This window comes from Flavonifractor sp. An100 (assembly GCF_002161175.1).
Taxonomy (GTDB): domain Bacteria; phylum Bacillota; class Clostridia; order Oscillospirales; family Oscillospiraceae; genus Lawsonibacter.
On record NZ_NFMA01000001.1, the window covers coordinates 163,258 to 184,016 of the forward strand.

16 protein-coding genes and 1 riboswitch are annotated in these 20,759 nt (G+C 57.2%); of the genes, 12 read left to right on the forward strand and 4 right to left on the reverse strand.

Annotated features, from left to right (window positions below):
• Positions 1-99: 99 nt before the first annotated feature.
• Together B5E43_RS00805 and B5E43_RS00810 are read right to left on the reverse strand one after the other, a co-directional pair.
• Positions 100-1,359: a competence/damage-inducible protein A gene (locus B5E43_RS00805; RefSeq protein WP_087392847.1), complete on the reverse strand. Its 1,260-nt coding sequence runs from the start codon at positions 1,357-1,359 to the stop codon at positions 100-102.
• 50 nt (positions 1,360-1,409) lie between these two features.
• On the reverse strand, positions 1,410-2,021 hold the full coding sequence (locus B5E43_RS00810) for an MBL fold metallo-hydrolase (protein ID WP_087392848.1): 612 nt from the start codon (positions 2,019-2,021) through the stop codon (positions 1,410-1,412).
• A 395-nt stretch (positions 2,022-2,416) separates the two neighbouring features.
• Here B5E43_RS00810 and B5E43_RS00815 point away from each other — a divergent pair, with 395 nt between their 5' ends.
• The 6 genes from B5E43_RS00815 (at position 2,417) to B5E43_RS00840 (ending at position 8,830) form a co-directional block, all read left to right on the forward strand.
• On the forward strand, positions 2,417-2,905 hold the full coding sequence (locus B5E43_RS00815; protein ID WP_087392849.1) for a tRNA (cytidine(34)-2'-O)-methyltransferase: 489 nt from the start codon (positions 2,417-2,419) through the stop codon (positions 2,903-2,905).
• A 59-nt stretch (positions 2,906-2,964) separates the two neighbouring features.
• Positions 2,965-4,161 carry a phosphoglycerate kinase gene (locus B5E43_RS00820; RefSeq protein ID WP_087392850.1) on the forward strand — a complete coding sequence of 399 codons (1,197 nt, stop codon included), beginning with the start codon at positions 2,965-2,967 and terminating at the stop codon, positions 4,159-4,161.
• Between the two features lie 86 nt (positions 4,162-4,247).
• Positions 4,248-5,021, forward strand: a complete 774-nt coding sequence (gene tpiA / locus B5E43_RS00825; protein ID WP_087392851.1) for a triose-phosphate isomerase — start codon at positions 4,248-4,250, stop codon at positions 5,019-5,021.
• A 59-nt stretch (positions 5,022-5,080) separates the two neighbouring features.
• Entirely contained in the window at positions 5,081-6,595 is a 1,515-nt protein-coding gene (gene gpmI / locus B5E43_RS00830; RefSeq protein WP_087392852.1) for a 2,3-bisphosphoglycerate-independent phosphoglycerate mutase, read from the forward strand.
• 105 nt (positions 6,596-6,700) lie between these two features.
• Positions 6,701-8,002, forward strand: a complete 1,302-nt coding sequence (gene eno / locus B5E43_RS00835; protein ID WP_087392853.1) for a phosphopyruvate hydratase — start codon at positions 6,701-6,703, stop codon at positions 8,000-8,002.
• Positions 8,003-8,134: 132 nt separating this feature from the next.
• Positions 8,135-8,830 (forward strand): 4Fe-4S binding protein, encoded by a 696-nt coding sequence (locus tag B5E43_RS00840; protein WP_087392854.1) that lies wholly within the window; start codon positions 8,135-8,137, stop codon positions 8,828-8,830.
• Positions 8,831-8,844: 14 nt separating this feature from the next.
• Here the strand turns inward: B5E43_RS00840 and B5E43_RS00845 are convergent, their stop codons facing one another.
• Entirely contained in the window at positions 8,845-9,789 is a 945-nt protein-coding gene (locus B5E43_RS00845; protein WP_242964652.1) for a hemolysin family protein, read from the reverse strand.
• A 259-nt stretch (positions 9,790-10,048) separates the two neighbouring features.
• On the opposite strand from B5E43_RS00845, the gene B5E43_RS00850 reads away from it, so the two are divergent.
• From B5E43_RS00850 to B5E43_RS00860, 3 genes are read left to right on the forward strand one after another with little or no spacing between them, the layout of a single operon-like run.
• On the forward strand, positions 10,049-11,314 hold the full coding sequence (locus B5E43_RS00850; protein WP_242964653.1) for a chloride channel protein: 1,266 nt from the start codon (positions 10,049-10,051) through the stop codon (positions 11,312-11,314).
• A 29-nt stretch (positions 11,315-11,343) separates the two neighbouring features.
• Positions 11,344-11,715 (forward strand): VOC family protein, encoded by a 372-nt coding sequence (locus B5E43_RS00855; RefSeq protein WP_087392855.1) that lies wholly within the window; start codon positions 11,344-11,346, stop codon positions 11,713-11,715.
• On the forward strand, positions 11,715-12,758 hold the full coding sequence (locus B5E43_RS00860; RefSeq protein ID WP_087392856.1) for an acyltransferase family protein: 1,044 nt from the start codon (positions 11,715-11,717) through the stop codon (positions 12,756-12,758). The genes B5E43_RS00855 and B5E43_RS00860 overlap by 1 nt, the downstream gene beginning before the upstream one ends.
• A 66-nt stretch (positions 12,759-12,824) precedes the next feature.
• On the opposite strand, the gene secA is transcribed toward B5E43_RS00860, so the two are convergent.
• A complete protein-coding gene (secA, locus tag B5E43_RS00865; RefSeq protein WP_087392857.1) occupies positions 12,825-15,581 on the reverse strand; it encodes a preprotein translocase subunit SecA in 2,757 nt (918 codons plus the stop codon).
• Between the two features lie 333 nt (positions 15,582-15,914).
• Positions 15,915-16,012: riboswitch (glycine riboswitch) on the forward strand.
• 112 nt (positions 16,013-16,124) lie between these two features.
• Here secA and B5E43_RS00870 point away from each other — a divergent pair.
• The 3 genes from B5E43_RS00870 to B5E43_RS00880 all read left to right on the forward strand — a co-directional run bounded on the left by B5E43_RS00870 (position 16,125) and on the right by B5E43_RS00880 (position 20,699).
• Positions 16,125-17,531, forward strand: a complete 1,407-nt coding sequence (locus B5E43_RS00870) for a sodium:alanine symporter family protein (RefSeq protein WP_206406883.1) — start codon at positions 16,125-16,127, stop codon at positions 17,529-17,531.
• A gap of 157 nt (positions 17,532-17,688) precedes the next feature.
• A complete protein-coding gene (gene rlmD / locus B5E43_RS00875) occupies positions 17,689-19,044 on the forward strand; it encodes a 23S rRNA (uracil(1939)-C(5))-methyltransferase RlmD (RefSeq protein WP_087392858.1) in 1,356 nt (451 codons plus the stop codon).
• A gap of 326 nt (positions 19,045-19,370) precedes the next feature.
• Positions 19,371-20,699, forward strand: a complete 1,329-nt coding sequence (locus tag B5E43_RS00880) for a sodium-dependent transporter (protein ID WP_087392859.1) — start codon at positions 19,371-19,373, stop codon at positions 20,697-20,699.
• Positions 20,700-20,759: the final 60 nt, after the last annotated feature.

The following is a 20,759-nucleotide window of genomic DNA, read 5'->3' on the forward strand; positions in this document are numbered from 1 at the left end:
CAGAAATCAAGGGTTAAAAAATTTTTTTCCTGAAAATGGTGCGCCCGAAGGGGCTTCGGACGCAGCAAAAAGAAAGCGGGCAAAAAAGTGTGGAGAAAATTAGTTTTCATATGGCAGTCCAGATAAATACCGCCGAGCCAAATCAAAGGCGTGGTGAGCAGTTTGAGTGCGCAGCCGGGCACGGACGGGGCGATTCCCCAAGTTAAGTGCGCGCACATAGCTGCCCTTGGGGGTCGCAATGGCCACAAACATGGTGCCGACTTCGTTTCCGCGGTCATCACGGTCCGGCCCGGCTACTCCAGTGGAAGAGAGCGCGATGTCACACTGGAGTAGCTTGCGGGCTCCCTCGGCCATCGCTTGGGCGACGGGAGCGGAAACTGCTCCGAACTGATCCAGCAGTTCTTGGGGGACACCAAGCACACGGGCTTTAACTTCGTTTGTGTAGGATACGACCCCACCCCGGAAGACCTGAGAAGAGCCGGGAACATCGGTGAGCCGCTTGGCCATTAGGCCGCCGGTGCAGCTTTCTGCCACGCCGAGGGTAAGGCCTTGGTCTTTCAGAAGCTGTTCCACTACCTCCTCTAGAGAAGAGACATCAACTCCATAAATTTTGGAGCCAAACAGAGCCTTGAGCTGGGTCACGGTGGGCTGAAGGAGGGCTTGAGCCTCCTCATCAGTGGGGGCTTTTGCCGTGACGCGCAGTTCGCACTCCCCTTCCTTGGCGTAGGGGGCCAGGGTGGGGTTGGACATTGCATTCATTTGGTCCCGCAGCTGAGCCTCCATAGAGGACTCGCCAATGCCAAACAGCTTCAGTGTGTGGGAAGCGATAACCCCTTCCGACAGGCTTTGTAGATAGGGAACAGCCCGGTAGCGGAACATGGGACGGCACTCACTGGGGGGCCCGGGTAGCATGATGACATGCACGCCGTCGGCAAAGAACGCGCAGCCAGGTGCGGAGCCCCAGTCGTTGGACAGCACCGTGCAGCCCTCTGGAAGCATGGCTTGCTGGAGATTGTTCTCGGTCATGGGACGTCCAGTGCGGGTGAAGTAGCTCTTTATGCGCTGAGCGGACGGTTCGTCATAGACTAATTTTTTGCCAAAAGCCTCGGCCAGGACATTTTTCGTCAAATCGTCGCAAGTGGGCCCAAGACCTCCAGTGGTAATAATGATATCGGCCCGGCCTTTGGCGATCTCCACGGCCTGTTTGGCACGCTGGGGGTTGTCGCCTACCACAGTGTGGTAATAGACGTTCAGACCGAGTTCACTAAGTCCCTGGGAGAGCATTTGAGCATCGGTGTTTGCGATGTTTCCCAGAAGCAGTTCGGTTCCCACGGACAGAATTTCCACTGTATGGGACATGAGAGAGGACCTCCTGATATCGTTGTTGGTGTTGTACTGACCTGCCGGGATCAAGGCTGGTAGGTCAGTACGGCTGTTTGACTAGGTGTTTGTGAAGTCAGCTCCATGGTGTTGGAGGAGTACCGAACCACATCGCCTCGCAGCGAAAGAAAATCATCCACTGTGGTCAGTACATCATAACCAAAGGAGGAACTGCGGTAATGCATGGGGATGACAACTCTGGGATGGAGGGTCTGGATCAGCGCCTGAGCCTGCTGGGTGTCAATGGTATAGTACCCGCCTACCGGGATGAGAAGGGCGTCCAGGTTTTGAAGGCGGTCTAACTGTTCCGGGGTGGGCAGGCAGCCCAAATCGCCCAAATGGGCCACACGCATCCCCTCGGCAGAGAGAATGTGGATCCGGTTGGGGCCGCGAAGGGCACCTTGCTGGTCGTCATGAAAGGTAGAGAGGGTCTCCACCTGGGCCTCAAAGGATTGGCCGGTGAGGGAAACAACCTGTCGAGCTGCGTGATCTTTGTGGTCATGGCTGCAAAAAACAGCGTCTGCGGTGAGGGTGAGAGGAGAGAGTCCGGGGACTGAGCCGTCCAAATAAGGGTCCAGTACAGCGGAGCCCTGGTTGGTGGTGATGGTAAAGCAGGAATGTCCATTCCAAGTGAGTTTCATAGGGACGCTCCTTTCTAATAGGAAATAAAAGGGACGTTTTTTGGTGATTGTGCATATTATACCATGCAGAAGAAGGAAAAGGAAGACAACAACCGTTAGATTTTTGCCACGAAGGATAAGAAACACCGAAGAAGAGAGGGGAAAAACAAGAAAGAGGTCTGAAAAAATAAAACTAAATAGACACTTGGGAGAAGGAAAAACCAATTAAGCTGGTTGCAATGCCAAAAGATAGTAAATTAAACGGGAACTAGATGTTAGAAGTGACGAAAAAACAGACCTCAGGTGATTGAAATGGGCTGAATCTTGATTTTTTTGCAATTTTTCGACCATTTTACAGTTGAAATTCTTCTGAAATTGGAATACAATGATAGCCGCGCGAATAAGGAGGGCCAAAGGTGCTGAATATTGTATTGGTAGAGCCGGAGATCCCGATGAATACCGGCAACATTGCCCGAACCTGTGCGGCGACCCGCAGCCGGCTGCATCTGGTCAAGCCGTTGGGCTTTGATATCAGCGATAAGGCGGTCAAGCGGGCTGGGCTTGATTATTGGCCGATGGTGGATTTAAAGGTGTACGAGAATCTGGACCACTTCTTTTCGGTCAATCCCAACCCGGATCTGTGGCTTGCCACCACGAAAGCCCCGCGGGACTACAGTCAGGCGGAGTTTCGTCCGGACTGCTGGCTGATGTTCGGCAAGGAGACGGCGGGATTACCGGAATGGCTGCGCCAGGCCCATCGCGAAAGATGCATTCGAATCCCCATGCGGCCGGATGCCAGAAGCTTGAATTTGGCCAATTCGGTGGCGATTCTTGCTTATGAAGCTCTGCGCCAGCAAGGCTTCCCCGAGCTGTCAGGGGTAGGAGAGATGGGGGACGAGCCCTGAAGCAGCAAATGAAACTGCATTCCCTTTCCACATGCAACTGAAGAAAGGAGTCTATAGCAATGAATTACAACAAGAAGACCGTCAAGGATATGGATGTCAAGGGCAAGAAGGTGCTACTGCGCTGCGACTTCAACGTGCCCATGGCGAAGGATGGCAGCGGAGTCATCACCGATGATAAGCGCATTCGTGCCGCACTGCCCACGATTCAGTATCTGCTGGATCAGGGAGCTGCGGTGATTGCCTGCTCTCACATGGGTAAGCCCAAGGGCGAGGTGAAGCCGGAGCTGTCTCTCAAGCCGGTGGCGGTTCGTTTGGCCCAGTTGCTGGGCAAGGAGGTCATTATGGCCGAGGATGTGGTGGGACCTGACGCCCAAGCGAAGGCTGCCGCCCTTCAGCCCGGCCAGATCATGCTGCTGGAGAACACCCGCTTTGAGAAGGGGGAGACCAAGAACGATCCCGAGCTGGCCAAGGCCATGGCTTCCATGGCCGACCTGTATGTGTCTGACGCCTTCGGCGCGGTGCACCGTGCCCATGCCTCTACGGCTGGCGTAGCCGATTATCTGCCCGCTGTGTCCGGCTTCCTGATTCAGAAGGAGCTGGAGGTCATCGGCGGTGCTCTGGCCAACCCCAAGCGTCCTCTGGTGGCTATTTTGGGCGGCTCCAAGGTGTCCTCCAAGATCGGCGTGATCAACAACCTGCTGGAGATTGCCGACACCATCATCATCGGCGGCGGCATGGCCTATACCTTCTCCGCCGCTCAGGGTGGCAAGGTGGGCGACAGCCTGCTGGAGGCCGACTGGGAGGAGTACGCCAACGATATGGTGAAGAAGGCCCAGGAGAAGGGGGTAAAGCTGTTGCTCCCGGTGGATACCGTCTGCGCAGATGCCTTTGCTCCTGATGCCAAGAGCCAGGTGGTCGCCGCCGGAGAGATTCCCGACGGCTGGCAGGGCCTGGATATCGGTCCGGCCACCATCAAGCTGTACTGTGATGCTGTGGCAGATGCTGGCACCGTGATTTGGAACGGCCCCATGGGCGTGTTTGAGTTCCCCGCCTTTGCCAAGGGCACCGAGGCGGTGGCTGAGGCCCTGAGCAAGACCAGCGCCATCACCATCATCGGCGGCGGCGACAGCGCAGCTGCGGTGCAGCAGCTGGGCTATGCCGATAAGATGACCCATATCTCCACTGGTGGCGGCGCCTCTCTGGAGTTTATGGAAGGCAAGGAGCTACCTGGTGTGGCTTGCCTGCTGGATAAATAATCGATCGCACAAATCCCTTTCTCATCTGGAAAGATGGGAGCGCAACGGATCCATGTATTATAAATAATTTAGGGAGAGATCACCAAATGAACCGTCGTTACCGTAAAACCATCATCGCTGGAAACTGGAAGATGAACAACACCCTCACTCAGACCAAGGCCTTTGCTGAGGAGATCAAGCCCATCATGCCCAAGGGCAAGTGGTGCAGCGTGGTGCTGTGTGTGCCCGCCACCAATATCCAGGCTGCTGTCCGGCTGTTTAAGGATTGCCACATCGCCATTGGCGCGGAGACCTGCCACTATGAGGACCACGGCGCTTACACCGGTGAGATCACTGCGGAGATGATCAAGGATGCCGGAGCCAAGTATGTGATCATCGGCCATTCCGAGCGCCGCCAGTATTACAATGAGACCGACTTTACCGTCAACAAGAAGGTCCATGCCGCCATTAACGCCGGTCTGATCCCCATCATCTGCGTGGGCGAGAGCTTGGAGCAGCGGGAGCTGGGGGTGACCATGGAGCTGATTGCCTACCAGGTCAAGTGCGCTCTGGCCAATGTGCCTGCGGAGAAGATGCGCCATGTGGTCATCGCCTATGAGCCCCTGTGGGCCATCGGCACCGGCAAGACCGCTACTGCTGAGCAGGCCGGCGAGGTTTGCCAGGGCATCCGCACCGTGATCCGTAAGCTCTACGGTGCTCATGTGGCCCGTTCCGTCACCATCCAGTACGGCGGTTCTATGAATGCCAAGAACGCCGCCGAGCTGCTGGCTCAGCCTGACGTGGACGGTGGCCTGATCGGTGGCGCCAGCTTGAAGCCCGCTGACTTTGTGCAGATCATCAACGCTGCCAACCAGGAGTAAGAAGCGCGCAGGCGTATCAGTCAGACATTCAAATTTTGTGTATGTAAGAAAGGTTTCTTATGAAAACACCTACCACATTGATTATTATGGATGGCTTTGGCCTGGAGGGGCCCTCTAAGGGCAACGCAGTGGCCAATACGCCCACGCCCAACCTGGATAAAATCTTTGCCGACTGCCCTGGATGCCGGCTGTCCGCCTCCGGACTGGATGTGGGCCTGCCGGAGGGCCAGATGGGCAACAGCGAGGTGGGACACACCAATATCGGTGCCGGCCGGGTGGTGTTCCAGGACCTGCCCCATATCAGCCGGGATATCGACACCGGGGCCTTTTTCCAGAACAGCGCCTATCTAGACGCCATGTCCAACTGCCGGGAGTGGGGCAGCGCCCTGCACCTGATGGGCCTGCTGTCGGATGGCGGCGTCCACAGCCATATCACCCACCTGTTTGCCCTGCTGAAAATGGCCCAGGACCAGGGAATCAAAAAGGTCTACGTCCACTGCTTCTTGGACGGCCGTGATGTGCCCCCCTCCTCTGGCAAGCACTTTGTGGAGCAGCTCCAGGCTAAGATGCAGCAGCTGGGCATCGGACAGATCGCCACCGTCATGGGCCGGTACTACGCCATGGACCGGGATAAGCGTTGGGACCGGGTCCAGCGAGCCTACGACGCCATTGTCTGCGGCCAGGCCCCCTATGAGGCCGACGCGGCCCAGGCGGTTCAGAAGTCCTACGACGCCGGAGTCACAGACGAGTTCATGGAGCCGGTGGTCTGCCTGAAGGACGTTCAGGTGCAGGACAACGACTCGGTGATTTTCTTCAACTTCCGTCCCGACCGGGCCCGGGAGATCACCCGCTGCCTGGTGGACGAGGACATGAAGGACATCCAGCGCAAGACGGGCTTTGTGCCGGTGTTCTTCGTGTGCACCACCGAATATGATGCCACCATGCCCAATGTCACGGTTGCCTATCCCCGTCAGAAGCTGGAGAACATCTTTGGCGAGTATATCTCCAAGCTGGGGCTCACCCAGCTGCGCATTGCGGAGACGGAGAAGTACGCCCATGTGACCTTCTTCTTCAACGGCGGCGTGGAGCAGGTCTTCCCCGGGGAGGACCGGTGCCTCATCGCCTCCCCCAAGGTAGCTACCTATGACCTGCAGCCGGAGATGTCTGCCTATCAGGTTACTGAGGAGGCGGTCAAGCGAATCCTCAGCGGTGCTTATGATGTGATTATCCTGAACTTTGCCAACTGTGACATGGTAGGCCATACCGGTGTGTATGAGGCGGCCTGTAAGGCCGTGGCCACGGTGGACGAGTGTGTGGGCAAGGTGGTGGAGGCCACCTCCAAGATGGGTGGCATCAGTCTGATCACCGCCGACCACGGCAACGCCGAGCACATGGTGGACGCCGATGGGGAGCCCTTTACCGCCCATACCACCAATCTGGTTCCCTTCTATATCGTGGGTGCCAGCGTGAAGCTGCGGGATGGCCGCCTGGCGGACATCGCTCCCACCATGCTGGACCTGATGGGTCTGGAGAAGCCCGCCGAGATGGACGGGGAGACTCTGATCCTCAACTAAATGCCGCGTTCTGGCGCAATGGGGCCTCAGGCCCCTCTGCGCGGACCATATTGTCCCTGCGGCGGGAGGCGTCCTGCCGCCACAAATGAAAGGAGATTGATTCCTATGAAGCAGATGATCGAGATTGTTGACGTCGTGGGCCGTGAAATTCTGGACAGCCGCGGCAATCCTACCGTAGAGGTAGAGGTTTACCTGGAAGACGGCACCATGGGTCGTGCCGCTGTTCCCTCCGGCGCTTCCACCGGCATCTATGAGGCCTGTGAGCTGCGGGACGGCGACAAGAGCCGCTATATGGGCAAGGGCGTAGAGAACGCTGTGAAGAACGTGAACACCGAGATCGCTGAGGCCCTCATCGGCACCAACGTTCTGGACCAGGTGGCCATCGACAAGATGCTCATTGATCTGGACGGCACCCCCAACAAGAGCCGTCTGGGCGCCAACGCCATTCTGGGTGCCTCCCTGGCCTGCGCCAAGGCTGCTGCTGAGTCCCTGGGCACCTCTCTGTACAACTATATCGGCGGTGTGAACGCCAAGCAGTTGCCCGTTCCCATGATGAACATCCTCAACGGCGGCGCTCATGCCACCAACAACGTGGAGATTCAGGAGTTCATGATCATGCCTGTCTCCGCTCCCTCCTTCCGTGAGGCTCTGCGCCGCTGCGCCGAGGTCTTCCACACCCTGAAGACCGTCCTGAAGGAGAATGGCACCCCCGCTGCCGGCGTGGGCGATGAGGGCGGCTACGCTCCCAACCTGAAGAAGGACGAGGACGCCCTGAAGGTCATCGTGGCTGCCATCGAGAAAGCTGGCTACAAGCCCGGCGAGGACTTCAAGATCGCCATCGATGCCGCTTCTTCCGAGTGGTGGGACGAGGAGCAGAAGTGCTATATCCAGCCCAAGTCCGGCAAGAAGCTGACCCAGCAGCAGCTGGTGAATATGTGGAAGAAGTTCGCCGACACCTACCCCATCATCTCCCTGGAGGACGGCATGGCCGAGACCGACTGGGAAGGCTGGGCTATGCTGACCAAGGCCATCGGCGACCGCGTCCAGCTGGTGGGCGATGACCTGTTTGTCACCAACGTGGAGCGTCTGGCCACTGGCATTGAGAAGAAGGTGGGCAACGCCATTTTGATCAAGGTCAACCAGATCGGCACCCTGACCGAGACCCTGGACGCCATCCAGATGGCCAACCGGGCCGGCTACACCGCCATCGTGTCCCACCGCTCCGGCGAGACCGAGGACGCCACCATCGCCGACATCGCTGTGGCTCTGAACGCTGGCCAGATCAAGACCGGTGCTCCCAGCCGGACTGACCGCGTGGCCAAGTACAACCAGCTGCTCCGCATCGAGGAGGAGCTGGGCGACATCGCCGAGTACCCCGGCATGAAGGCCTTCTTCAACCTGAAGTAAGAAGTTCCGTTTTTACCACAAAGCGGGCCGCTCTTTTACAAAGAGCGGCCCACTTTTGTTGGTATAACAACATACACGGGAAAAAACCTGTGGTATACTGGGCCCATAAACCAAGAGAAAGGCGGGAAGAATATGATTCGCAGAATCATTGAAATCGATCAGGAGAAATGTGATGGCTGTGGTCTGTGTGCCCAGGCCTGCCATGAGGGGGCCATTGGGATGGTGGATGGGAAGGCCAGGCTCCTCCGGGACGACTACTGTGACGGCCTGGGGGATTGTCTGCCCGCCTGTCCCACCGGGGCAATTACCTTTGTAGAACGGGAGGCGGCGGCCTATGACCAGGCGGCGGTCCTGACCAATCAGCAAAAAAAGGGGGCCGAGGCTGCTCCCTGCTGCCCGGGCAGCCAGGCCAGACAGCTGCGGCAGGAGCCTGTCTCCACACCGGTCCAGGCCCCCGTTTCTTCCCAACTGCGGCAGTGGCCGGTACAAATGAAGCTGGTCCCCCTCCAAGCCCCCTATTTTAAGGGAGCCCATCTGCTGGTGGCGGCGGATTGCTCCGCCTATGCCTACGGCAACTTCCACCAGGAATTTATGGCAGGCAAGGTGACACTGATTGGCTGTCCCAAGCTGGATGGGGTAGATTACAGCGAAAAGCTCACTGAGATTTTGCGGCAGAATGAGATTAAGAGCCTGACGGTGGTGCGCATGGAGGTGCCCTGCTGCGGCGGGCTGGAGCATGCAGCGGTCACGGCCCTGAAGAGTAGTGGGAAGTTCATTCCCTGGCGGGTAGTCACCCTGTCCTCCGATGGGCGTGTGCTGGAGGGATGAAAAAAACCGGACTGTCATTGGACAGTCCGGTTATTCTTTTCCGACAGTGCGTCTGTGTGGGGGGAAAGATCCGCTTCTTCCGAGGTCAGCTTTTCCACCAGAGCCCATTCCACCCGGCGGTCGCACAGCTCTTCCACCCGAATCCGCAGCCCAAGGGCCTCTACAACGGGGCGGCTGCCATCCTCTGGAATGACGGGTAGCTGGGAGAATACCAAGCCGCCCAGAGTGTCATAGTCCAACTCCTCATCCTCCGGCAGCTCAATGCCCACCGTAGCGGCCAGCTCCTCCAAATCAGCGGAGCCGGACACCCGCCACTTGTTGTCCTCCAGAGCAATGATGTCCTGCTCCTCCTGGGGATCAAATTCATCGTAAATGTTGCCCACCAGTTCCTCCAGCAGGTCTTCCAGAGTGACCAGGCCACTGGTGCCGCCGTATTCGTCCACCACCAGGGCCATGTGGATCTTTTTTCCCTGCATGTCTCGGAAGAGAACATCGGCGGGGACAGTCTCCGGGACAAAATAGGCCGGACGAAGTAGTTCCTTGATGGGACGGGGATTGGGTAGGCGGAAATTAAGTAGATACTCTCTGGTGGATAAAATTCCAATTACATCGTCTACGTCGTCCTGATACACCGGGAAGCGGGACAGGCCCGACTGACGAATGGTCTCCACAATGGCGTCGTCTTCCTCATCCACAGCCAGGGTGACCATATCGGTGCGGTGAACCATGACATCCCGGGCGGTCATGGTGTCAAATTCAAATACGTTTTCAATCAGCTCCTTCTCGTTGCTCTGAATGGTGCCCGACTCCTCGCCCTCTTCCACCATTGCCATGATGTTGTCCTCCGACACCCGGTCTCTGCGGTGGAGCAGCTGGAGCAGTGGACGGCGCAGAAGCAGAACTATGTTACACAGCAGGCTGATACCGAACAGTATGGGCCATAAATGGTCCCCAGACACGGAAATTCCCCCTTAGTATTTCTGAGCGTTTCATAACACTAATACAGTATGCATCATAGCATAAAACTCCCTGATGTGCAAGGGGCCGCAGGGAGAGGGGGAGGGAAACGGGTGAGTGGAGAAGCGTGGAAAGGGCCGCTTTTTTGCTTTTGGTTTGCGGAAGGGGAAAAAGACAGGTGCAAATTGAAAGGGGATATGCTATAATGACTCCGTCTGAAATGAAGGGGCGTGGCGGCGCCTAACAGGGGAGAGACAAAGTGTGAGGCAGCTGATGGAGCGGGAGCAAATGCACACCCATGTTCAGGAGGGCTTAATCTTTCTGAAATGGGTTCTTTATGCCTGTAGTATCGGATTACTGGTGGGGGCGGTGGCCATTGCCTTTCACTATGGTATTGATTGGGCGGCTGAGCTGCGGGGGGAATATCCCCGAGTGGTGTGGCTGCTGCCGGCTGGGGGAGTGTCCATCGTGCTGCTCTACCGCATCTGTGGAATGGAGCGGGACCGTGGAACCAACCTGGTATTGGTGGCGGTACGGGAGGCGGAGCCCCTCAAACTGCGAACGGCACCCCTGATTTTTTTGTCCACCATCATCACCCACCTGGTGGGCGGCTCGGCCGGACGGGAAGGGGCTGCGCTGCAGCTGGGCGGTTCTCTGGCGGCTTTTGTGGGACGTAAGATCCGGCTGGATGCCAAGGACAGCCGGATGATGGTGATGTGCGGTATGGCGGCGGCCTTCTCGGCCCTGTTTGGTACCCCGCTGACGGCGGCCATCTTCGCCATGGAGGTGGTCAGTGTGGGCGTGATGTACTATGCGGCCATGGTGCCCTGCGTCACGGCGGCGCTGGTGTCCTTTCAACTGGCCAAGCTGTGCGGACTCCATATGGAGGACGGGTATGATATCACACAGGTGGCGGAGCTCTCGCCTGTATCCATGGTTCAAACGGCGGCTTTGGGACTGCTGTGTGCCCTGGTGTCCATTCTATTTTGTAAGGTGATGCATGCCGCCCCTCATCTGTACCAAAAGTATTTCCCGGGAACACTGCTGCGGGTGACAGTGGGTGCGCTGCTGGTTCTAGCGCTCACCGTGGCTGTGGGTAATCAGGACTATAATGGAGCGGGAGATGCGGTCATCCGGCGTATGTTGGCGGGAGAGACCATCCCGGAGGCATTTTTGCTGAAAATTCTGTTTACAGCCTTGACCCTGGGGGCGGGATTCCGGGGAGGAGAAATTGTGCCGGTGCTGTTTACCGGCTGTGCCTTTGGAACCCTGGTGGGCCCGCTGCTGGGGCTGCCTCACTCCTTTTCCGGAGCGCTGGGGATGGCAGCGGTGTTTTGCGGGGCCACCAACTGTCTGCTTTCCTCGTTGATGCTGGCCTTTGAGCTGTTTGGGGGAGGGGGGCTGCCTCTGTATGCCCTGTGCTGTGGAGTGTCCTATATGCTGTCCGGCTATTACGGACTGTACAGCGAGCAAAAGATTGTATATTCCAAATTCAAAACAGAGTGGATTGACAAAAAAGCAAAATAACAAGGAAAACCGGAAAGGAGCTTAACAAGATGACAACCTTTAATCATTTTAACTTTAACGTGCTCAATTTGGAGAAGAGCCTGGCCTTTTATAAAGAGGCGCTGAATTTATCCCCTGTGCGGGAGAAAAACGCCGAGGATGGTTCGTTTAAGCTGGTCTATCTGGGGGATGAGGCGGGTAGCCCCTTCCAGCTGGAGCTGACCTGGCTGCGGGACCGGGAGCAGCCCTACAATTTGGGGGAATGTGAGTTCCACCTGGCCTTTGTCACCGACCAGTATCAGGCCATGTATGAGAAGCACAAGGCCATGGGCTGTGTCTGCTTTGAAAACCCGGCAATGGGCATTTATTTTATCTCGGACCCCGATGGCTACTGGATTGAAATTGTGCCGGAGAAGAAGTAATGGCCAAGGGAGATCGAAATGTGGGATGGCCCGGATTTTTCCGGGCCTTCACCGTGCTGTGCGCCATTATTTTACTCCTGTCCCGGGCGGGAATGGAGCAGCTGGGGCAGGGAAATCAGGTGCTACAGGTCTATGAAGGCCTCACCCTGTGGGCGATTCCGGCCCTGTTTATGCTGTGGGGGATGACAGCCCTGGAGGAGGTCAAAACGGGGACTTTGCCTGCCCTGAGCGGCCTGGCCCTGCCCGCCTTCGGAGCTTTGGTGTTCTGGGGGGCGGTGTATGCTGTAGCTGCCCATCTGCTGGGCGGCGGTGCCCTGAGCTGGGGAGGAATATGGGGGGCCTTGGTATCGGCCGCCCGTGGGAATACCTATGCTCACCTCTGGGTACTCTACCCCCTGATAGGTCTGTATCTGGTCCATCCGGTGCTTCGCCGGTTTACCTCCACGGCCAGCCGGGGAGAGGCGGGGTACTTCCTGGGTTTGTGCTTTGTCTTTGCCAACCTGCTGCCTGTGTGGTCCACCTTTTTCCCTGAAAATTTCTTGGGAGAGCTCCTGCAGAGGCTCCAGGTCCATCTGGTGCTGGGCTGGGTAGGGTGCTATGTGGGCGGGTGGTACTTACGCCACTATGTCATCAGCCGGGTGTCGGAATTTGCCATATATATTCTGGGGGTTCTGGGGCTGGTGCTTACTCTGGCAGGTGACCGACTGCTGGGTGGCGGGGCAGAGCTGTGGCGGGCGTATACCTCGCCCAATGTGGTGCTTACCGCCGCTGCCTTCTGCACCCTGTTTCGCTATGTGCTGGGTATCAGCGAGGAGCGCTCCCGCCGCAGTGCAGTCAACGCCTTGGGAGGCTACGCCTTTGGAATTTATCTGATCCACCCTCTGTGGCTTCTGATCGCCCAGAAGCTGGGCATTTCCCTGTGGGGTATGTCTCCTGTGGTAGGGATACCCTTCTTCGCCCTGATCCTGTTTGCCCTGTCTGCCCCCTTTGCATGGCTGCTGGGCCTGATCCCTGGAGTGGGAGGGGCCCTGACCAGCCGGTGACAGAAACTAGGGTATAAATCAAGCCGGCCCGGAACCTAACTGGTTCCGGGCCGGCTGTTTTGTTTGTTATTGCTGGTCAGGGTGATACTCCTTGCAGGTGCACTTTTTCCACTTCAAACCAGAACCGCAGGGGCAGGGGTCGTTGCGGCCGATCTTAACCACGCGCTTGACCGGCTGCTTTTTCACGCTTCCGTCGCCGCCGGAGGACTCGGCGGTGACCTTAGCCACACGCTCCCGCTTGACCTCCTCATTGCGACGCAGACGGACCAGGAATAGGCGGCGCAGGGTCTCCTCCTGGATGGCGGCGATCATGTTCTCAAACATCTCGTAGCCTTCTTTTTTGTAGGCCACCACCGGGTCGGTCTGGGCGTAGCCACGCAGGCCAATGCCCTGCTTGAGGTCGTTCATGGCGTCGATCTGGTCCATCCAGTATTCGTCTACCACCCGAAGCATAATGACCCGCTCCAGTTCCCGCATCAGGGGAGAGCCGATCTCCTCTTCCTTCTTGGCGTAAACAGCTTTGGCCTTCTCGCTGACCAGGTCCACCAGGGCCTCTGCGTCATACTGCTGCAGCTCCTCATCGGTGAGGGTGAGCTCGCCGGGAGCCAGGAACATGGCACGGAAGGGGGCCACAGCCTCCCGGAAAGACTCAGCGTCCATGTGCTTCTGCTCTCCCATGTGGCCGTGAATGGCGTTTTCCACCATGGTGTGGAGCATGGTCTGAATGGAGTTTTGCAAGTCCTCTCCGTCCAGAACCTGGCGGCGCTGCTTGTAGATGACCTCACGCTGGGTGTTCATCACGTCGTCGTATTGCAGCACGTTTTTACGGGTTTGGAAGTTCCGGGACTCCACCTGCTTCTGGGCGTTTTCAATGGCGCCGGAGAGCATCTTGGCGTCGATGGGGGTGTCCTCATCCACACCCAGCTTTTCCATCATGCCCATGACCCGCTCAGAGCCGAACAGGCGCATGATGTCGTCCTCCAAGGAGAGGAAGAAGCGGGTCTCACCGGGGTCGCCCTGACGGCCGGCGCGGCCGCGGAGCTGATTGTCGATCCGGCGGGACTCATGGCGCTCCGTGCCCAGGATGAACAGGCCGCCCACGGCACGGACCTTGTCGGCCTCCTCCCGGATCTCGTCCTTGTACTTGGCCTCTGCCTCGGTGAACATTTTGCGGGCGTTGAGAATGTCCTGGTTGTCCGTCTCGGCAAAGCCGGTGGCCTCGGCAATGAGCTCGTCGCTCAGGCCAGCCTTGCGCAGGTCGGCTTTGGCCAAGAACTCGGCGTTACCGCCCAGCATGATGTCGGTACCACGGCCGGCCATGTTGGTGGCCACGGTGACAGCGCCGAACTTGCCGGCCTGGGCCACGATCTCCGCTTCCTTCTCGTGGTTCTTGGCGTTCAGCACGTTGTGGCGGATGCCCTTGCGCTTGAGGATCTCAGACAGCTCCTCCGACTTCTCGATGGATACGGTACCCACCAGAACAGGCTGGCCCTTGGCGTGGCACTCCTCGATTTGCTTAACAATAGCCCGCAGCTTGCCGGGGACGTTTTTATACACCACATCGGGGTCGTCGATACGGGCCAAAGGCTTGTTGGTGGGAATCTCCACGATATCCAGCTCGTAGATGGTGCCGAACTCCTCCTGCTCGGTCATGGCGGTACCGGTCATGCCGGAGAGCTTGTCGTAAAGGCGGAAGTAGTTCTGGAAGGTGATGGTCGCCAGAGTCTTGGACTCGTTGGCCACCTCCACGTGCTCCTTAGCCTCAATGGCCTGGTGGAGGCCCTCATTGTAGCGCCGGCCGAACATGAGACGTCCGGTAAACTCGTCCACAATGATGACCTGTCCATCCTTCACCACATAGTCAATGTCCCGCTTCATCACCCCCCGAGCCTTGATGGCCTGGTTGATGTGGTGGGAGAGGGTGGTGTTTTCCGGATCGGCCAGGTTTTCAATGTTGAAGGCCTGCTCGGCCTTCTTGATACCCCGGGCGGTGAGGGTGGCGGTGCGGGCCTTCTCGTCGACAATATAGTCGGCGTCGATATCCACATCCTCCTCTTCCTTGTCGTCCACCTTGGCGATGCGCTGACAGGTGAGGCGGGAGACAAACTGGTCCACCAGGGTATAGAGCTGGGTGGACTTTTCGCCCTGGCCGGAGATGATCAGAGGGGTACGGGCCTCGTCGATGAGGATGGAGTCCACCTCGTCTACGATGGCAAAGGCGTGGCCCCGCTGAACCAGCTCCTGAGAGTAAATGGCCATGTTGTCCCGCAGGTAGTCAAAGCCGAACTCGTTGTTGGTGCCGTAGGTGATATCGGCGGCGTAGGCGGCCTTCTTGGCCGGGCCCATGACGCCGTGGATGACCAGGCCGACAGTCAGGCCCATAAAGCGGTAGACCTTGCCCATCCACTCCGAGTCACGTTTGGCCAGGTAGTCGTTGACGGTGACGATGTGCACGCCCTTGCCTGCCAGAGCATTGAGGTAGGCGGGGAGGGTGGCCACCAGGGTCTTACCTTCGCCGGTTTTCATCTCGGCGATCCGGCCCTGGTGAAGGACGATGCCGCCCACCACCTGCACCCGGTAGGGACGCATCCCCAGCACACGCCAGGCGGCCTCCCGGCAGGCGGCGAAGGCCTCGGGGAGAATATCGTCCAGGGTCTCGCCATTTTGCAGACGCTGCTTAAACTCCGGCGTCTTAGCCTGGAGCTGGGCGTCGGTGAGGGCCTTATATTCTTCCTCCAGGGCGTCTACCTTGTCCGCAATGGGATAGATAGACTTTAACTCCCGCTGAGAGGAGGTACCGAACAGCTTGGTTAACAGACTCATATCAGTTCAAACACCCCTTGGTTATGAGTTTTCTCCTTATTGTGGAAACATATGGAAGTCAATCACAAATCAACTTAGTATACCACACTCACCATGGATAAAAAAGAGTAAATTGTAAACTTTGCGGGCAAAACTGACCAAATTACACCAGCTCCGGGGGTAAGAATCCGCCATGGACGCATAAATGTTCACCAGGGGTTGACAAATAGGAGGGGGTGTGGTATGGTATGGCTTACAATTGAATCGGACAGAAGAAGCGCGCAGGAAAACAGCCGCAGGCTTGCCGAAGGAGTAACACTCTCAGGTGTCCCAAGGGGGACGAGGACTGTGCGCGGATGTGACTCTGGAGAAGCTCGATCACGAGTGCCGAAGGTGCAACACGGGACAAATTGTCCCGCCAATCTCTCAGGCAAAAGGACAGAGGGGAAGACCGGCTTGCTGGGGCGCGTAGCGCCTCTAGGCGGGCATTGGGTGTTGCCTGACGGAAGGACCGTGGAGCTTTGTTCCACGGTCTTTTTTGTCCGTAAAAGGAGAGAGAAGCACATGTTAGCATCCCTGGAGGCAACCCTTTACCCCATTGTATCCAAAATCAACGTGTACCTGTCCAGCTACATCTTGGTCTTTTTGCTCATCGGCGTGGGACTTTGGTATACCATTCGTACCCGATTTGTGCAGGTGCGCTGCTTCGGCGAGGGCATGAAGAAGGTCTTTGGTAACCTATCCCTTCACGGCGGCCGGCAGGAGAGCGGAATGAGCTCCTTCCAGGCCCTGGCTACCGCCATTGCCGCTCAGGTGGGCACTGGTAATATTGTAGGCGCATCGGGCGCCATCCTTACCGGCGGCCCGGGCGCCATTTTCTGGATGTGGGTCATTGCATTTTTCGGTATGGCCACCATCTACGCTGAGGCTACTCTGGCCATTAAGACCCGTGTGCGGGATGAAGAGGGCAATATCCACGGCGGTCCTGTCTACTACATCACCACCGCCTTCCAGGGCGCCTTTGGAAAGTTCCTAGCGGGCTTCTTTGCCATAGCTATCATTTTGGCCCTGGGCTTTATGGGCTGTATGGTCCAGTCCAACTCCATCGGTTCCACCTTCCAGACTGCCTTTGGTATCCCTTCCTGGATCGTAGGCGTTGTGCTGGTGATTATCTGTGCCATCATCTTCTTGGGCGGAGTCCAGCGCCTGGCCTCCGTAACGGAGAAACTCGTGCCGGTGATGGCGGTTATTTTCCTGGTAGGCGGACTGGCGGTGCTCATTGCCCGGATTCAGTACCTGCCTGCCACCTTCGGCATGATTTTCCGTTATGCCTTTGAGCCTCAGGCCATCATTGGCGGCAGCTTCGGCTACGCCATTAAGACAGCAATCAGCCAGGGTGCCAAGCGTGGGCTGTTTTCCAACGAGGCGGGCATGGGCTCCACCCCCCACGCCCACGCCCAGGCCAATGTTAGTGATCCTCACGATCAGGGCGTGGTGGCCATGATCGGTGTGTTTATGGATACCTTTGTGGTTCTCACCCTCAATGCTCTGGTGGTCATTTCTACCCTGTATACGGTGGACGGCCCTCTGGCAAACGGCTATGTGGGGGATGTGACCAATGTTTTGAGCAATACCAATCTGGCCCAGACCGCCTTTGGAACGGTGTTCGGGACTGAGTTGGGTGCTATGTTTGTGGCAATCTGTCTGTTCTTCTTCGCCTTCTCCACAGTGCTCAGCTGGAACCTGTTTGGTAAGATCAATGTGATTTATCTGTTCGGCAAGAAGGGGGCGGCGGTCTATTCGGTGATCGCGCTGGTGTTTATCTTCCTGGGTACACTGATGTCCAATACCCTTGTGTGGGAGCTGACCGACATGTTCAACAACCTGATGGTCATTCCCAACGCCATCGCCCTGTTTGCCCTGACCGGGATGGTGGTACAGTCCACCCATGGAGTTGGGGTGAAGAAGTAAGGCGGCACGTGCCAGTATGACTGTGCACCTTGTCCATCCCAAAACAGTCTCAGCCGGGCCCTCGGGGCCCGGCTTTTTTTCTTTACGACAGAGAGAAGGCGTGCTATGATTAACATGGTTTGGTATGTCCCCAGAGAAAAGGAAGGAGGACATCATAATGTCTGAGTGGAAAAAGAATACCGTGCATCCCCTGGATATCACAGGGTACACGGCGGAGGGGCTGGGAGTGGCCCGTCTGGAGGGACGGGTAGTTTTTGTCCCCTATACCATCGTGGGAGAGCGATGGATGGTCCGCCTGGAGAAGGTGAATAAAACTGTAGCCTGGGGCCGGGGGGTGGAGCTGCTGCGCCCTTCGCCGGAACGGGTGGAGGGGGACTGTCCCCTCTTTGGCCGGTGCGGCGGGTGCCAGTTCCGGCACATGACCTATGAAGAGGAGCTGCGGGCAAAGAGACAGCGGGTGGCTGATGCCCTGGAGCGGTTGGGAGGGGTGTCGTTGGAGGTGCCCCCTGTCCTGGGGGCGGAGACGCCCGCCCGTTACCGGAATAAGGTGCAGTTTCCAGTGGCTATGGGCCGGAAGGGACTGGCGGTTGGCTATTATCGCCCCCGGAGCCATGATGTATTGGATGCGGAGGACTGCCTCCTCCAGCCTAGGGAGGTGACGATTCTCCGCCGGGCCTTTAAGGAGTGGATGGAGCGGTATCGGATTTCGCCCTATGATGAGCGGTCGGGAGAGGGGCTGATCCGGCATCTGTATGTCCGAACTAACCGAGCAGGGGAGGGGCTTTGCTGTGTAGTAGTAAACGGCACGCAAATCCCCTATTGTCAGGAATTGGTGCAGGCCCTGCGGGAGGCGCTTCCCCGTCTGGTCGGGGTGGTGCGAAACGAAAATACCCGGGATACCAACGTGATTTTGGGTGAACAATATGAAACCCTTTGGGGGCGGGACTATTTAGAGGAGGAACTGTGCGGCCTTACCTTCCGCTTGTCGGTGCCTTCCTTTTTCCAGATTAACCAGCCCCAGACCCAGAGGCTGTATCAGGTTGCGCTGGACTTTGCGGGGCTGACCGGGAAGGAGACCGTTCTGGATCTGTACTGTGGCATTGGGACCATCTCTTTGGCTATGGCCAGCCGTGCAGGACAGGTGATTGGGGCGGAGATTGTGCCCCGGGCCATTGAAGACGCAAAGGGGAACGCAGTGAGAAACCAAGTACGCAACGCAGAATTTTTTTGCGGAGATGCGGGAGCGGTGGCACAAAAGCTGAAGGAAGAAGGGGTCCAGCCGGACGTGATCTGTGTGGATCCGCCACGGAAGGGCCTGGCCCCCCAGGTTCCGTCCATCCTGGCGGGTATGGGACCAAGCCGGATTGTGTATGTATCCTGTGATCCAGCCACTCTGGCCCGGGATGTCAAGCGGTTTGGAGAGCTAGGCTACCAGGTGCAGAGAGTGCAGGCGATAGACTTGTTCCCACGCAGCGCCCATGTAGAGACAGTAGTGCGGATGGTCAAAGGATAGAACACGAGTAGAAACGGTTCAAACCTCCGGTTGTATGCTGGTATGATTCGCTCGGTTCCGGCTAAACAATAGAGAGAACCGCGGAAATAGCGAGGGAGTGGAGAGAACTGCTGGGTTTGTGTGTGGAAGAGATGTACAATTTTTCATAGATCTGCTCAGAAGCCTTGTTTTTGTTCTTATCCATGGTATAATAACCGAACGGCCTTTCTGAAATGGAAAGGAGGAGGAACGGAACAAGGGAAACTGAGTGTGCCGATTCCTGCTTATTCCGAGAGGCAAATTGCCAATGATGATATCCTGTGTTTGAGGAAGAAAAGAGGAGTTCTATGTCTGAGAATAAGATGCATCGCAATGGCAGTTTTAGTTCTGCGATTGGGTTTGTAATTGCGTGTGTGGGCTCAGCCGTTGGCCTGGGCAACATTTGGCTGTTTCCCTACCGGCTGGGACAGTATGGCGGTGCGGCTTTCCTGATTCCGTACCTGCTGTTTCTATTCCTGTTTGGCTGGGTCGGTCTGTCGGCGGAGTTTGGAATTGGCCGACTGGCCGGAACGGGAACCATTGGAGCGTATGAGTATTGCTTTGCCTCCCGGGGGAAAAAGAGTGTTGGCAGCGTACTGAGCTGGATCCCTCTGCTGGGCTCTCTGGGCATTGCCATTGGCTATGCTGTGATTATGGGCTGGGTGCTGCGCAGCCTAGCCGGGTCGGTGACTGGGGTGCTGATGGAAGCGGAGCCCGCTGCATTTTTTGAGCAGGCGGCCACCAATTTCGGCAATCCTCTGTGGCACTCGGTGCTGGTCATTTTGGTGTGCGTGGTGTTGATGCTGGGTGTGACGGCGGGCATTGAAAAGGTGAGCAAGGTGCTCATGCCCCTGTTTTATGTGTTGTTCTTGGCGTTAGCTGTCTGGGTGGCCATGCTGCCGGGAGCCTGGGAAGGCTACCGCTTCCTACTGGTACCGGACTGGAAGCAGCTGCTGCGGGTCGATACCTGGGTGATGGCGATGGGACAGGCATTTTTCTCCTTGTCCATTACTGGTTCTGGCATGATCGTCTACGGTGCTTATTTAAGTAAAAAAGAGGATATTCCCAAGGCCTCTATCCGGACGGCAATTTTTGATACCATGGCTGCCCTGCTGTCCGCGTTTGCCATTATGCCTGCTGTGTTTGCCTACGGTTTGGATGTAAAGAGTGGACCTCCTCTGATGTTCATTACCCTGCCCGCCGTATTCCAGAAAATGCCCATGGGTCAGCTGTTTGCCGTATTTTTCTTTGTGTCTGTGGCCTTTGCTGGAATTACTTCGCTGATCAACATGTTTGAGGCGGTGACTGAGAGCTGGCAGACCCATTTCCGGCTGGACCGTAAGGCGGCAGTGTTGATCTGCTCAGCTTTGACTCTGGGTGTGGGTCTGTTTATGGAGGGGCAGGACCGGGTGGATGCCTGGATGAATTTCATCACCATCGTAGTCGTTCCCATCGGCGCGGTTTTGGGTGCGGTGTCTGTCTATTACGTGCTGGGCTGGCCGAAGCTGAGGTCAGAGTTGGAGACCGGCCGAGAGAAGCCGCTGAGCCGTTGGTTCGGAATCGTGGGAAAATATATTTATGTTCCCCTGACCATTTTGGTTGTTATTTTGGGCTTTATTTATAAAGGAATCGGATAAGTCCGCATCGCGGGGATGAGACGCATACGGAAATAAATTTAAGCAGAAGGCGGTTTAAAA